Source organism: Nitratireductor thuwali, assembly GCF_036621415.1.
GTDB lineage: Bacteria > Pseudomonadota > Alphaproteobacteria > Rhizobiales > Rhizobiaceae > Chelativorans > Chelativorans thuwali.
The window spans coordinates 1,057,637-1,070,069 of the sequence record NZ_CP030941.1; the positions used below are offsets into that span (position 1 = coordinate 1,057,637).

Sequence of the window (12,433 nt, forward strand, 5' to 3'; positions counted from 1 at the left end):
CTTCTCCCGTTGTTCGAGGCCGCGCCGTGGCCCGCCTGCATGGTGCACCCGGCGTCGGCAATCCTGATCACTTGATAGCCGCCCACCGCAGAGCCGTCTTTGCAATTGGGGAAGCAAGGTTTGGGGATTTGCGCACTGCAGTCCCGGTGGGTCACCGGACGTCGATACGCACCTGCTCCACGGCGCGCCGGCCGGTATCCTCGCGCCATTCCAGCCGCAGCATGCCCGGGGCGCTCGGCGCCAGGAAGAAGCGCAGGTAGGGATCGGCGGCCACCGAGCGGCCGAAGGTGGCCGTCAGCGCCGGCTCGCCGTCGAGCCGGGCCTCGAAGCGCTCGATGATGCGCTTGGGCGGAGCATCCGCCCCGAGCCCGTTCTCCATCGGGTGCTTGACGAGCGTGACCACCTCGCCCGGAACGCCGGCTTCGAAGACGGGCACGCGCACGCGCGTCCGCATCGCTTCCGCCCAGTCGCCGTTGCCCGGCGTGATACAGCCCGACGAGGCGATACGGATCGCCCGCTCGGCCACCCGCACCGCGCCCGAGCGCATCCGCGCCACGGCGATCACCGTCTGGCTGTCGTCGAGGCGGATGCGCGTGGCGATCCGTGCCCGGCCGGCCAGCGGCGTGAAGCCGAAGACCGCCACCCGCGGGAAAGGGTTTTCCGGCGCGATCACGTGCACCGTGTCGGGAAAATCGTCCTTGGAATGTTTGACCGAGAGGCGAAGCGGCAGAAACGTGCCGCTATCGCTGACATTCGGCAGATGAAGCGAGATGCCCTCGGTGGTGGGCGTGGCGGCGCCGATGACGGCGCGCGCATCCGTGCTTTCCCGCCAGACACCTTGCGCGGCTGCGCCGGAGAAGGGCAGGGAGGCCAGAAGCGCGCTGCCGCCCATTATCAGCGCCCGCCGCCGCGACATGCCGTTCAGCATGCGATCTTCTTCCAGGCCGCCTCGATGGCCTCCGCGGCCGAGATGGCGGAGGCGACGTCCGTCGCATGGCCGATCACCGAAACGCGCAGCACCCTTCGCCCGCGCCAGTCGGCCGTCCTGAAGAAGAAGCGGCCGGTCTCGTTGAGCGCCGCCGCGACCGCGTCCGCGTGGTGGCCCGACGCCGACCCCGTCGCGCTCTCCCCGTGGAACGAGAGGACCACCTGGTTAAGGCAGACGGCGTTCTCGACCCGGATGCCCGGCGTGTCGGCGAGATGCTCGGCGATCGCCCGCGCGCACTGGTGATGAGACCGGACCATCTCGGCGATCCCCTGCCGGCCGAGCGCCTGCAGCATCGCCCAAACGGCGAAGCCGCGGGCGCGGCGCGACAGCTCCGGCCCGAAATGCGTGGGATTGCGCCCGTCCTGCGCGTCATGGGACAGATAGCCGGCGGTGATGTCCATCGCCCGGCGGTGGGCGTCCGCGTCGCGAACGATGGCAAAGCCCGAATCGTAGGGCACCTGAAGCCATTTGTGCCCGTCGACGGCCCAGGAGTGGGCGCGCTCCACGCCGCGGCACTGCGCCTTCATCTCCGGCACCGTGCGCGCCCACAGGCCGAAAGCGCCGTCGATATGCAGCCAACTCCCGTGCCGGGCGGCGAGATCGGCAAGCGGTTCGAACGGATCGAACGCGCCGGAGTTTATGTGGCCGGCCTGGCAGACGATGATGCCGGGGCCGGTTTCGCGCTTCAGCGCCGCCGCGAGCGCGGCATGGTCCAGCACGCCCTGATCGTCGGTGGGAATGCGGACGAAGTTCCGCTCCCCGAAGCCGAGATAGCGCAGGACCGCGAAGTTGGAGGCGTGCGCCTCCTCGCTGATGAAGATGTTGACCCTGGGCACGTCCTGCAGGCCGGCCTCGTCGAGATCGAAGCCCAGACGGCGGAGGACCTCGCCTCTTGCGGCCGCCAAGCATATGAATCCAGCCATCGTCGCGCCCGTGGTGAACCCGACCGAGCTCTCGCGCGGCAGGTCGAGCAGTTCGAGCAGCCATTTGGCGGCGACTTCTTCCGCCGTCGCCGCGGCCGGAGAGCACTGGTGGATGGCGGCGTTCTGCCCCCAGGCCGAGGTGAGCCAGTCCGCGGCGACGCCGGCGGGATGCGAGCCGCCCATCACCCAGGCGAAGAAGCCGGCCTGCGTGTTGCCCACAAGGCCGGGCTCGGCCGCATTCACCAGGTCGTCGATCACGTCAAAGGGGTCGCGCCCCTGCTCGGGCAGGCCGCGGTCGAAGAGCCGGCGCAATTCCTCGGCGTCCGCCGAGGGATGCAAGGGCGGTCTGCCGTTGCGGTAGCGCCTGGCGTGAAACGCGGCGTGGTCGAGAACCGAGGCCGCGGCCTCTTGGACGGGAGCGGGTGCGTGTTTCATCGCGGATGCAGCCATTTCGGGAAGAATTCATAGGGATCGACCGATTTCGACGCGTCGAACGCCACCCCCTTCGCCTTCAACAGGTCCTGGAGACGGCCGTCCTTGAAGGCATCCAGGGTCTCCGTGCACCCGCCCACGTGCTCGCCGCCGACGAAGATCTGCGGGATGGTCGGCGCACTGATCTTCTTGCGCAGGGCCACGCGGATGTCGCCGCCCCAGTTGTTCTCCTGATAGGCGACCGAATCGAGATCGACGGATCTGTAGGGGATGTCCGCCGCCGCGAAGAGCTTGCGCACGGACCAGCAGAACTCGCACCATTCGAGGGCAAAGAGCACGACCTGTTCTTCCGGGTCGGACGTCACCTGCTCCACAAAATCCCATGCCGCTTTCGTGGGCTCCGGTACGGCCGCGTCACCGGCGGCGGGGGCGGCCTGAGAGGGCGCATCGAACCTGTAGGAAGGAGTCGAGGCCGCGATCTCGTTCTCTTCCGCATTCATCTCGTTCGAAATATCGTCGAAAAGCGGTGTCGAAAGGTAACGCTCGCCGGTGTCGGGGAGCATGGCCAGGATGCGCGAGCCCTGCGGCGCATCGCGGGCGATCTGAAGGGCCGCCGCAAAGGTCGCGCCTGCCGTGATGCCGCAGAATATGCCTTCCTGCCGCGCCAGCGCCCGGGCATATTCCAGCGCATCGGCGCCGCTCACCGGCACGAGCCGGTCGATCAGCCGCGCCTTGAGCACGTCGTTGGTCAGCTTCGGGATGAAGTCGGGAGACCAGCCCTGCATGAGATGCGGGCGGAAGATCGGATGGCTTGCCGCCGGGCTGCCGTCGTCGCGGTAGCTCTGCGCGACCCCGCTGCCGAGCAAGGGGGAATTGTCGGGCTCGGTGGCGATGATCTTCGTTCCGGGGCTCTTCTCCTTCAGGACGCGCGCGACACCCTTGAGCGTGCCGCCGGTGCCGAAGCCGGTGACCCAGTAGTCGAGACCGTTCTCACCGAAATCGGCAAGGATCTCCTGCGCCGTGGTGCGGCTGTGCATGTCGGCATTGGCTTCGTTCTCGAACTGGCGGCACAGGAACCAGCCGTGCTTTTCGGCAAGCTCCCTGGCCTTGTTCAGCATCCCGCTGCCCTTCTCCGCCGCCGGCGTGAGGACGACGCGCGCCCCGAGATAGCGCATGAGGCGGCGCCGCTCGACGCTGAAGTTCTCGGCCATGGTCACGACAAGCGGATAGCCCTTCCGGGCGCAGACCATCGCCAGCCCGATGCCGGTGTTTCCGCTCGTCGCCTCGACGACCGTCTGGCCAGGCTTGAGTGTGCCGTCGCGCTCGGCCGCCTCGATAATGCCGAGCGCCAGCCTGTCCTTCACCGAACCCAGCGGATTGAAAGCCTCGAGCTTCACGTAGAGCGCCACGCCTCCGGGCGCGAGCTTGTCGACCCGCACCGACGGTGTGTTGCCGACGGTCTCCAGTATGGAACCGTAGAGACGGGAGGGCGCGGCATGGCGCTCCTCCCCGGCATTTGCCTGCCATGGGCCCGTGGACGGGCCGTTGTTCGTTTCCTCCTGGGGGAGCGGTTTGGTTGAATAGGTCATGGTTCGCTTTCCGTTGTGCTTGTTGAACTGCGTTTTCCACAACGCGGCGACGCGCGGCGGGCTACCACCGCCGGCCCCAGACGTCCTGGGTGATCGCCTCGTACCAGCCGACGGCGTAGCGCGCCTCGGCACGGCGGAAGGCGGAATCGGCATCGGCGGGGCTGAGGCCGCCGGCGTCCGGCACCTCGGCGATCTCGCCGTCGACCAGCCTGTAGTGGCCGGCGACCGAGATGCCGTAGTCGGGCGAAAGCAGGCTGTAGCAGGTGTTGGTCCAGGCGGGCTGCGGCGGCGTGCGCCCGTTGAGCATCGCGGCGATCACTGCGGCGACCACCTTGCCCTGGGCACTGGCGGAGAAGCCGGATTTCGGCATGGGCGCGGCCACCGTGGCATCGCCCACCACGTGAATGCCGGGGACGACGCGAGACTCGAACGTCTCCGGCTTCACGGGCACCCACCCCGAGGAGTCCGTCACTCCGGCGCGCTCGGCGATCAGGCCCGCCTTCTGCGCCGGCACGACGTTGAGCACGTCGGCACGATGGATGTTCCCGAACTCGGTCTCCACCTCGCGCCTTTCCGCGTCGACGCGGATCACCCGGCCGTCGTCGGACTGGCCCACCCACTCGATCATGCCGCCGTAAAGCTCCTTCCAGCCGGCGGCGAACAGGCCCTGCTTGGAAAAACCGTTCTTGGCGTCGAGGATGAGGACCTTGGAGCGCGGCTTGGCGCGCTTGAAGTAGTTGGCGACGAGGCTCGCGCGCTCGTAGGGTCCGGGCGGGCAGCGGAAGGGGTTGGGCGGCGCGGCCAGCACGAAGACGCCGCCATCCTCCATTTCCTCGAGCTGGCGCCTGAGAAGGCGCGTCTGGGCGCCGGCCTTCCAGGCATGGGGCACCTTCCCGGCGGCCGACGCGTCATAGCCTTCGATGGAATCCCAGCGCATGTCGATGCCGGGCGACAGCACCAGCCTGTCATAGGCAAGCTCCGCGCCGCCGGCCAGCCGCACCCGTTGCGCCGTGCCGTCGACGTCGTCGGCCAGATCGTGGATCACCTCCACCCCGAGGGCGCGGAGTTCATCGAAGCCGTGGCCGATCGCGGCGAAATCGCGCAGGCCCGCGAGATGGAGATTGGAGAACGGGCAGGTGTAGAAGCGCTCCGCCGGCTCCACCAGCGTGACCGCGATGGCGGGGTCGTGCCGCTTGAGATATTTCGCCGTGGTGGCGCCGCCGAAGCCGCCACCGACGACGACTACCCGGCCAGCCTGGGCACGACCCGTACCGGGCAGGCCGAGCGAAGCGGCCGCCGCGGCGGCGCCCATCAGGGAGAGGGTCTGGCGCCGCGTCTTCATGGTTCTTCCTCCGCCGTCAGGTTTGCGAAGTAGCGCGCCAGCGCCTCAAGCTCATCGTCGCTGTATCCGGCGGCGATGCGCGACATGATGGTGGCGTTGGGATCGTTGCCCGCCTTGAAGGCGGCGAGCCTGTCCGCCGTCACCGCCTGCGGCGCGCCCGCCAGCGGCGGTACGGCGCCCGGCGAACAGCCCTCCGTGCCGTGGCAACTCGCACAGCTTTCCGCCAGCATCGACACCGGCTCTTCGGCCATCACGGGTGAGGAGACGGCGCTGGCCAGAAGAGCGCCGAGCCCCGCCGTTGCCGATCGCCTCATGCACATGGGTCCTCTCTCCCTTCCCGGCGGCATGGCGCTTGCGCCTATTGCAGCGTCGCTTCGAGGAGCTCGGCAAAGGCGGGCTTTCCCTTTTTTACCGCCTCCGCCAGATTGGGGTCGGGGTTGAGCTCGGTCATGAAGTCCAGGTCCAGCCTGGACATACGCGACTGGCCGTCCTCCTCGTAAAAGGCGAGGTGGCCGCACGGCATCATCGCCATGACGTGCAGGCCCGCCGCGACGATGTCGGGGCCGAGGGGCGCATAGCAGATCTTGACCGCCGTCACCTTGCCGCCGGCCAGGCCGAACTCGGCCATGTAGAGCCACTCGTCGCGGGCTTCGGCGTAATCGCGGATCGCTGCCACAGCCTCGTCCGGGCTCTGCGTGAGGTCGCGCACGACGAAGAGGTCGCCCTCCTGCCCCACCGCCTGTCCCGCGGAGAGCGCCAGCGCGCCGGCTGCGATCATGCCAAGGAAACGTTTCATCTTCACTTCTCCTTATGTCGATCGGCCTGCCGCGCTGGACCAGCCCGGCGACCGGCATTGCCATTGCCAACGGGATAGCGGCTTTACCGGGAGCCTGTCTTTGCAATTGGGGAAGGCATGCTTGGCGATTTGTGCATTGGAGCCCGATCCGCATCGCCGCTCGGCCCTCCTTCCGCAATCGGGGAACTTAATCGGAGCGTTTGCGTCCTTTGCCCCAACAGAAGGACAAGGAGGCAGAACATGGCCGAGATCGCCCCTGCAGGCACGTTCGAACCGGTAAGGAAGCTGCACGCGACCTCCTGCAGCCCCGTGCCGGTGCGTCGGAGGCCCCTGCCGGACTCATTCGACGAATGCCGTGAAGGCACGAGCTTCGCCTGCCCGGTCCTGTGGAACAAGACGATCGACTTCCTCTGTGACGAGCCGGAAGCGCTCAGGATCCGGTCGTGCACCGTCGCAGACGCCGCTCTGGCCGAAATCGCCGCCCCTCCCATGATAGTGACCCAGGATGGCTCGGCGGCGGACGATCCGCACCGCTTTCATCTGGTTCTCCTGCTCGAGGGATATGGGGATTACCGCTGGGCAGGCGGCACCGCCACGCAATTGCCCGGTGACGTTGTGCTCATCGACACCGCCGCGCCGTCCCAGGTGGTCTCATCCGTGGATTGCCGCCTCGTGAGATGGAGCTTTCCCGAACCGCTCATCGCGCCATTCCTGCCGCTGCGCGAAAATTGCCCGGTGCTGCATCTTCCGGCGCGGGAGGGGCTGATGACGGTCCTTGCGCAGCACACGCAGCTGCTTGCCCGCGAGGCAGAGCGGCTCGACCGCGCCACCGCGCAAGGGCTGCTTACGCATCTGTGCGGCCTGGTCGGCCTTGCCATCGAAACAGCGAGAGGGCCGCGCCCGGCACGCTGCCACAACTACCGCGCCCATCAGCGCCAGAGGGTTCTGTCCTATATCGAGACGCATCTGCGCGACCCGCGTTGCACGGCAAAGCGCGCGGCGCGCGATCTGGGCATGTCGGTGCGCTGGCTGCATGCGCTGCTCGCGGACATGGCGGACGGCTTCGCCGACCTTGTGGCCCGCCGCCGCCTGGAACAGAGCCTCGCGCTGCTTGAGGATCCGGCCTCCGATCACCTTTCTATCGCCGAGATTGCATTCCTTGCCGGTTTCAACGACCTGTCGACCTTCTACCGTCGCTTCAGCGACTGCTATGCAATGACGCCGGGCGCCGCGCGGCGCCGGAAGACCTAGCGACCGTTGGCGGGCGATCGCCGAAGACCGGACAGCCTCTTAATATTGATGCAGCGCACGAGAGACCCACATTGATGTTGCGATGGGCGGCGGAATGGTGCACCTGCGCACGCTCGTGAGGGCGACGAAAGCCCCTGGCGTTACGCAATGTGGGAGACCCGGAATGGATGTATTGAAGATCGCCGCCGTCGCGCTTTTTCTCTCGGGTTGCGTGGCCCCCACGCAGCCTGTCGTCGGTTCGACATCCGATTTTTCTGACGAGACGCTGCGGCTGATCAATGCCTACCGGTCGAGCAGCGGCCTGAGGCCCTTGTCGCCCCACCCGGTTTTGCAGCAATTGGCGCGCCAGCATAGCGAACGGCAGGCGCGCGGAAACAGGATGAGCCATGACGGCTATCGCCAGAGAGCGGCTCAGGCCAAGCGCGCCGGTCTTACCGCCAGATGCGCTGAGAATGTCGGCTACAGGCAGCGCGACGCGCGGCATCTTTTCACCCTCTGGAAGAACTCTCCGGGGCACAATGTGAACCTGCTCAGGCCGAACCTGCGATACGCCGGCATGTCGGTCGTCAACGGGTATTCCACTTACTTCGCATGTGGATGAAGGAAAGGTTGTTTGGCCGCTTCGTCCGGCCATTTTCGCCGCACCCATTCAAGGAAGCGTCATCGTGATTTAATTGACCCGGAAGAATAGATTTCCGTGCATAGTCCTCCGGTTTCCGACGCTGCGGGAGTATCGAACAGGCACGATATTCCACGCCCCGCTCGATCAACGGCCTGCAAGAACAAACGGGGATGAAATGTCAGAGGAAAACGCCGAACCCAGCCGTCGCAGACAGCGGCGCAACAGGACGTACAAGGCCGGGAAGATCGTGTTCAACGAAGGTTTTTCCACAATCGACTGCGTGGTCAAGGATCTATCGGAGACAGGGGCCAAGATTCGCCTGGAGAACGCCGTCCTCATACCCGCCACGTTCGATCTCGTCCTCTCCGACAACCGGACCTGGAACTGCCGGGTCCGGTGGAGAAGAATGACGGAATGCGGCGTGGAATTTCTGTGACGATGAGAATCCCGCAATAGGGCTCCAGCATGGCGCCGGCGCATAGGCTCCGCCGCTGCCGGCGCGGCTCCGCAGAACGTATCAACGCGCACGCTTATCCACATTGTGGACCTTGATCGCGGCAAGTTTTCTTTGTGATGCGCGCCAATACGTGTCAAAAAGGCGGCGTCCCTGCAGATGGTCTATATTATGGATCGGCGCAGGCGCAAGGAGAGGTCGTCCGAGCTGACGAGGACAGTGGGGACGAGGGGAGGAGGCGCACATGCAACTCGCCGGCAGCAAGCCGTCGGCCGAAGCGGCGATCGACGCCGATACGGCCGCCGAGGTCGTGGATGCGCGACCCGGGTCGCGGCTCATGCGGCCGGTGGAAGCTGTGGCCGCCATTCTGCTTCTCGTCGTGATCGGGTTGCTTTTGGCCGGCGTCGTCTCCCGCTACGTGCTGTCGCTCCCCATCATCTGGGTCGATGAGGCGGCGTCCATCTCGTTCCTGTGGCTTGCGATGCTGGGCTCCGCCATTGCGATCGACCGGAATGAGCATCTCCGGCTCACCCTGTTCCTCGGCATGATACCGGAGCGCGGCCGCGCCTTCGTTTCCACGCTGGCCCTTCTGATCGTGGCAACGGTGATCCTGTCGCTCATCGTGCCGGCCTATGTCTATGTCCGCGAGGAATCCTTCCTCACCTCGGCGGCGCTCAACATCTCGGTCGGCTATCGCGCCTCGGCCATCGTCGCCGGGCTCTTCCTCATGTTCGCCATCGCGGTGCTCCACGCGGTCAGGGAATCGACCCTCGCCAATCTTGTCGGCGCGGCCGCCGTGATCCTGGGTCTGGCGTTGCTCGGCTGGGCGCTGTCGCCCACCCTCCTCACTCTCGGCTACGCCAACATCCTCATCTTCCTCGTCGGCGTGGTCGCCGTCTGCCTGCTCATGGGCGTGCCGATCGCCTTCTGCTTTGCCCTCGGAACCATCGCCTTCATCGTCTTTTCCACCCGCGTTCCGCTGATCGTGCTGGTGGGGCGCATGGATGAGGGCATGTCGAGCCTCATCCTCCTTTCGGTGCCCATCTTCGTGCTGCTCGGCTGCGTTCTCGACGCGACCGGGATGGGCAGGGCAATCGTCAATTTCATGGCTTCCCTGCTCGGTCATGTGAAGGCCGGGATGTCCTATGTGCTGCTTGGCTCGCTCTTTCTCGTCTCGGGCATTTCCGGCTCGAAAGTATCCGACATGGCAACGGTCGCGCCGGCGCTTTTCCCCGAGATGAAGCGGCGCGGCCACAAGCCGCGCGAGATGATCGCGCTTCTGGCGACCGGTGCCGCCATGGCCGATACCGTTCCGCCATCCATCGTGCTCATCGTTCTTGGCTCCGTCGCCGGCGTTTCCATTGCCGCGCTTTTCACCAGCGGCTTCATCATCGCGATGGTGCTGCTGCTGGTGCTGGCCGTGCTGGCCCGCTGGAAGGCCGCAGGCGAAGACATGAAGGACGTGCGGCGCGCGCCCTTGGCCGTCGTGCGCTCCACGCTGCTCATCGCCGCGCCGGCGCTCCTTCTGCCCTTCCTGATCCGCGGCGCGGTCGGCGGCGGCATCGCCACGGCGACCGAGGTTTCTACCATCGCCGTCCTTTATGCGATCGTTGTCGGCATCGTGCTCTATGGCGGGATCAGCCCGCGCAAATTCTACGCGATGCTGGTGGAGACGGCGGCTCTTTCGGGCGCCATCCTGCTCATCCTCGGCACGGCCTCCGCCATGGCCTGGGCGCTGACGCAGACCGGCTTCGCCAACCAGCTCGCGCTCTTCATGACCGACCTGCCGGGCGGCTGGTTCACGTTCATGCTCGTTTCGGCTGTCGTCTTCATGGTGCTCGGCTGCGTGCTCGAAGGCCTGCCGGCCATCGTGCTGATGGCGCCGATCATGTTCCCCATCGCCGCGCGGCTGGGCATCCACGACGTGCATTATGCCATGGTGATCGTCACCGCCATGAATATCGGCCTGATGGCGCCGCCGATCGGCATCGGCTTCTATATCGCCTGCAAGATCGGCAATGTCTCGCCCGACGAGGCCATGGGCGCCATCTGGCCCTATCTCGGCGCCTTGCTGGTGGGCCTCGTCATCATCGCCGCCGTGCCGGCGCTGTCCACCGCCTATCTCTGACAATCCATAAGACAACCAAGGAGGAAACCCGCATGAAAATGACCCGCCGCAGCCTGATGATCGGCGCCGCCGCCGTGCCGCTCGTCTCGACCATTCGACACGCCGGGGCGCAAAGCGCCGAGTTCAACTACAAATACGCCAACAACCTGCCGATCTCGCACCCGATGAACGTGCGCGCGCAGGAGGCCGTCGACAAGATCCGCGAGGAGACCGGCGGCCGGGTGGCGATCCAGATATTCCCGAGCAACCAGCTCGGCGCGGACACGGACATGCTGAGCCAGGTGCGCTCCGGCGGCGTCGAGTTCTTCACCCTGTCGCCGCTGATCCTGTCGACCCTGGTGCCGAACGCCTCCATCAGCGGCATCGGGTTTGCCTTTCCCGGCTACGACCAGGTGTGGCCGGCGATGGATGGCGCGCTCGGCAAATATGTGCGCGGCGAGATCGAGAAGGCCAATCTCGTCGTCATGGACAAGATCTGGGACAATGGCTTCCGCCAGGTCACCTCGTCCGTCGGACCCATCGAGACGGCCGAAGACCTCAAGGGCTTCAAGATCCGCGTGCCGGTGAGCCCGCTCTGGACCTCCATGTTCACCGCCTTCGAATCGGCGCCGGCCAGCATCAACTTCGCCGAGGTCTATTCCGCCCTGCAGACGGGCATCGTCGATGGCCAGGAGAACCCGCTCGCCATCATCTCCACGGCCAAGCTCTACGAGGTGCAGCAGTTTTGTTCCCTCACCAACCATATGTGGGACGGCTTCTGGTTCCTGGCCAACAAGCGTGCGTGGGAGGCGATGCCGGAGGATGTGCGCGAGATCGTCGCGCGCAACTTGAACGAGGCCGGCGTCAAGGAGCGCGAGGACGTCGCCGCGCTCAACGCGACGCTCCAGCAGGAGCTCGAGGGCAACGGCATGAAGATCAACCAGCCCGATTCCGCCTCCTTCCGCCAGAAGCTGAAGGATGCCGGCTTCTATGCCGAATGGAAGGGCAAGTATGGCGAGGAAGCCTGGTCGATCCTCGAGGAGGCCGTGGGCACGAGCCTCGGCTGATCCCAGTGTTGCGGAGGGGCCGCGGCCCCTCCGGCTTTCCCAGACTATGGAGGTTGCGTGGCAGATCGTCTCAAAGGCAAGGCAGCGATCGTCTTCGGCGCCGGCTCGTCGGGCCCAGGATGGGGCAACGGCAAGGCGGCGGCGGTTGCCTTCGCGCGGGAGGGCGCCAGGGTCGCCTGCGTCGACCTTTCCATCGATGCGGCCGAGGAGACGGCCGGCATCATCCATGGCGAGGGTTTCGAGGCAATCGCAGTTGCCGCCGATGTGACCGATCTCGCCTCCATACGGGCGGCCGTCGAAAAGACTTCGACCGCCTTCGGCGGCATCGACATCCTGCACAACAATGTCGGCATGACGCATATGGGCGGCCCGGTGGAGCTCGACGAGGAGAACTTCCAGGCTGCCATCGACCTTAACATCGGCGCGGTCTACCGCACGGCAAAGGCCGTCCTGCCGCTCATGCTGGAGGGCGGCGGCGGCGCCATCGTCAACATCTCCTCCCTCGCCGCCATTCGTTATGTCGGCTACCCCTTCTTCTCCTACTACGCCACCAAGGCGGCGGTGAACCAGGCGACGCTTGCGCTGGCCATGCAGTATGCGCGCCATGGCGTGCGCGCGAACTGCATCATGCCGGGGCTGATCGACACGCCGATGATCTATAATCAGCTCTCGGGACAGTATGCTTCGACCGAGGAGATGGTGGCCGCGCGCGACGCCATGGTTCCCATGGGCAAGATGGGCACGGCCTGGGACGTGGCGGCGGCGGCCGTGTTCCTGGCCTCCGACGAGGCGAAATTCATCACCGGCGTCTGCCTGCCGGTCGATGGCGGCCAGAGCTGCGTTGCCGGGGAGATGCGCTGAA

12 protein-coding genes are annotated in these 12,433 nt (G+C 66.3%); 6 read left to right on the forward strand and 6 right to left on the reverse strand.

Features of this window, described 5'->3' with window-relative positions:
• Window positions 1-151 precede the first annotated feature (151 nt).
• The 6 genes from NTH_RS05085 to NTH_RS05110 form a co-directional block, all read right to left on the reverse strand.
• On the reverse strand, window positions 152-928 hold the full coding sequence (locus NTH_RS05085; RefSeq protein ID WP_338528999.1) for a thiosulfate oxidation carrier protein SoxY: 777 nt from the start codon (window positions 926-928) through the stop codon (window positions 152-154).
• On the reverse strand, window positions 922-2,346 hold the full coding sequence (locus NTH_RS05090; RefSeq protein WP_338529000.1) for a pyridoxal phosphate-dependent decarboxylase family protein: 1,425 nt from the start codon (window positions 2,344-2,346) through the stop codon (window positions 922-924). The genes NTH_RS05085 and NTH_RS05090 overlap by 7 nt, the downstream gene beginning before the upstream one ends.
• Window positions 2,343-3,932 carry a cysteine synthase A gene (cysK, locus tag NTH_RS05095; protein ID WP_338529001.1) on the reverse strand — a complete coding sequence of 530 codons (1,590 nt, stop codon included), beginning with the start codon at window positions 3,930-3,932 and terminating at the stop codon, window positions 2,343-2,345. Before cysK ends, NTH_RS05090 begins: the two co-directional genes overlap by 4 nt.
• Window positions 3,933-3,993: 61 nt before the next feature.
• Window positions 3,994-5,274 (reverse strand): NAD(P)/FAD-dependent oxidoreductase, encoded by a 1,281-nt coding sequence (locus tag NTH_RS05100; RefSeq protein ID WP_338529002.1) that lies wholly within the window; start codon window positions 5,272-5,274, stop codon window positions 3,994-3,996.
• Entirely contained in the window at window positions 5,271-5,588 is a 318-nt protein-coding gene (locus NTH_RS05105) for a c-type cytochrome (RefSeq protein WP_338529003.1), read from the reverse strand. Before NTH_RS05105 ends, NTH_RS05100 begins: the two co-directional genes overlap by 4 nt.
• Window positions 5,589-5,632: 44 nt before the next feature.
• Window positions 5,633-6,070, reverse strand: a complete 438-nt coding sequence (locus NTH_RS05110) for a hypothetical protein (RefSeq protein WP_338529004.1) — start codon at window positions 6,068-6,070, stop codon at window positions 5,633-5,635.
• A 240-nt stretch (window positions 6,071-6,310) separates the two neighbouring features.
• Here NTH_RS05110 and NTH_RS05115 point away from each other — a divergent pair, with 240 nt between their 5' ends.
• The 6 genes from NTH_RS05115 to NTH_RS05140 all read left to right on the forward strand — a co-directional run bounded on the left by NTH_RS05115 (window position 6,311) and on the right by NTH_RS05140 (window position 12,432).
• Window positions 6,311-7,321 (forward strand): helix-turn-helix domain-containing protein, encoded by a 1,011-nt coding sequence (locus tag NTH_RS05115; protein WP_338529005.1) that lies wholly within the window; start codon window positions 6,311-6,313, stop codon window positions 7,319-7,321.
• A 163-nt stretch (window positions 7,322-7,484) separates the two neighbouring features.
• A complete protein-coding gene (locus tag NTH_RS05120) occupies window positions 7,485-7,922 on the forward strand; it encodes a CAP domain-containing protein (RefSeq protein ID WP_338529006.1) in 438 nt (145 codons plus the stop codon).
• Window positions 7,923-8,118: 196 nt separating this feature from the next.
• Window positions 8,119-8,379, forward strand: a complete 261-nt coding sequence (locus NTH_RS05125) for a PilZ domain-containing protein (RefSeq protein WP_338529007.1) — start codon at window positions 8,119-8,121, stop codon at window positions 8,377-8,379.
• Window positions 8,380-8,641: 262 nt separating this feature from the next.
• Window positions 8,642-10,525 carry a TRAP transporter large permease subunit gene (locus NTH_RS05130; protein ID WP_338529008.1) on the forward strand — a complete coding sequence of 628 codons (1,884 nt, stop codon included), beginning with the start codon at window positions 8,642-8,644 and terminating at the stop codon, window positions 10,523-10,525.
• 32 nt (window positions 10,526-10,557) lie between these two features.
• The gene (locus NTH_RS05135; RefSeq protein WP_338529009.1) at window positions 10,558-11,571 is read left to right on the forward strand and encodes a TRAP transporter substrate-binding protein; all 1,014 of its coding nucleotides are present in this window, start codon (window positions 10,558-10,560) and stop codon (window positions 11,569-11,571) included.
• Window positions 11,572-11,628: 57 nt separating this feature from the next.
• A complete protein-coding gene (locus tag NTH_RS05140) occupies window positions 11,629-12,432 on the forward strand; it encodes an SDR family NAD(P)-dependent oxidoreductase (protein WP_338529010.1) in 804 nt (267 codons plus the stop codon).
• Window position 12,433: the final 1 nt, after the last annotated feature.

Excerpts from the sequence above, each read along its gene's own strand:
- NTH_RS05120 (WP_338529006.1), top strand. The coding sequence starts at position 7,485 with ATGGATGTATTGAAGATCGCCGCCGTCGCGCTTTTTCTCTCGGGTTGC.
- NTH_RS05090 (WP_338529000.1), bottom strand. The coding sequence starts at position 2,346 with ATGAAACACGCACCCGCTCCCGTCCAAGAGGCCGCGGCCTCGGTTCTC.
- NTH_RS05135 (WP_338529009.1), top strand. The coding sequence starts at position 10,558 with ATGAAAATGACCCGCCGCAGCCTGATGATCGGCGCCGCCGCCGTGCCG.
- cysK (WP_338529001.1), bottom strand. The coding sequence starts at position 3,932 with ATGACCTATTCAACCAAACCGCTCCCCCAGGAGGAAACGAACAACGGC.
- NTH_RS05100 (WP_338529002.1), bottom strand. The coding sequence starts at position 5,274 with ATGAAGACGCGGCGCCAGACCCTCTCCCTGATGGGCGCCGCCGCGGCG.
- NTH_RS05110 (WP_338529004.1), bottom strand. The coding sequence starts at position 6,070 with ATGAAACGTTTCCTTGGCATGATCGCAGCCGGCGCGCTGGCGCTCTCC.
- NTH_RS05130 (WP_338529008.1), top strand. The coding sequence starts at position 8,642 with ATGCAACTCGCCGGCAGCAAGCCGTCGGCCGAAGCGGCGATCGACGCC.
- NTH_RS05115 (WP_338529005.1), top strand. The coding sequence starts at position 6,311 with ATGGCCGAGATCGCCCCTGCAGGCACGTTCGAACCGGTAAGGAAGCTG.
- NTH_RS05125 (WP_338529007.1), top strand. The coding sequence starts at position 8,119 with ATGTCAGAGGAAAACGCCGAACCCAGCCGTCGCAGACAGCGGCGCAAC.
- NTH_RS05105 (WP_338529003.1), bottom strand. The coding sequence starts at position 5,588 with ATGAGGCGATCGGCAACGGCGGGGCTCGGCGCTCTTCTGGCCAGCGCC.
- NTH_RS05085 (WP_338528999.1), bottom strand. The coding sequence starts at position 928 with ATGCTGAACGGCATGTCGCGGCGGCGGGCGCTGATAATGGGCGGCAGC.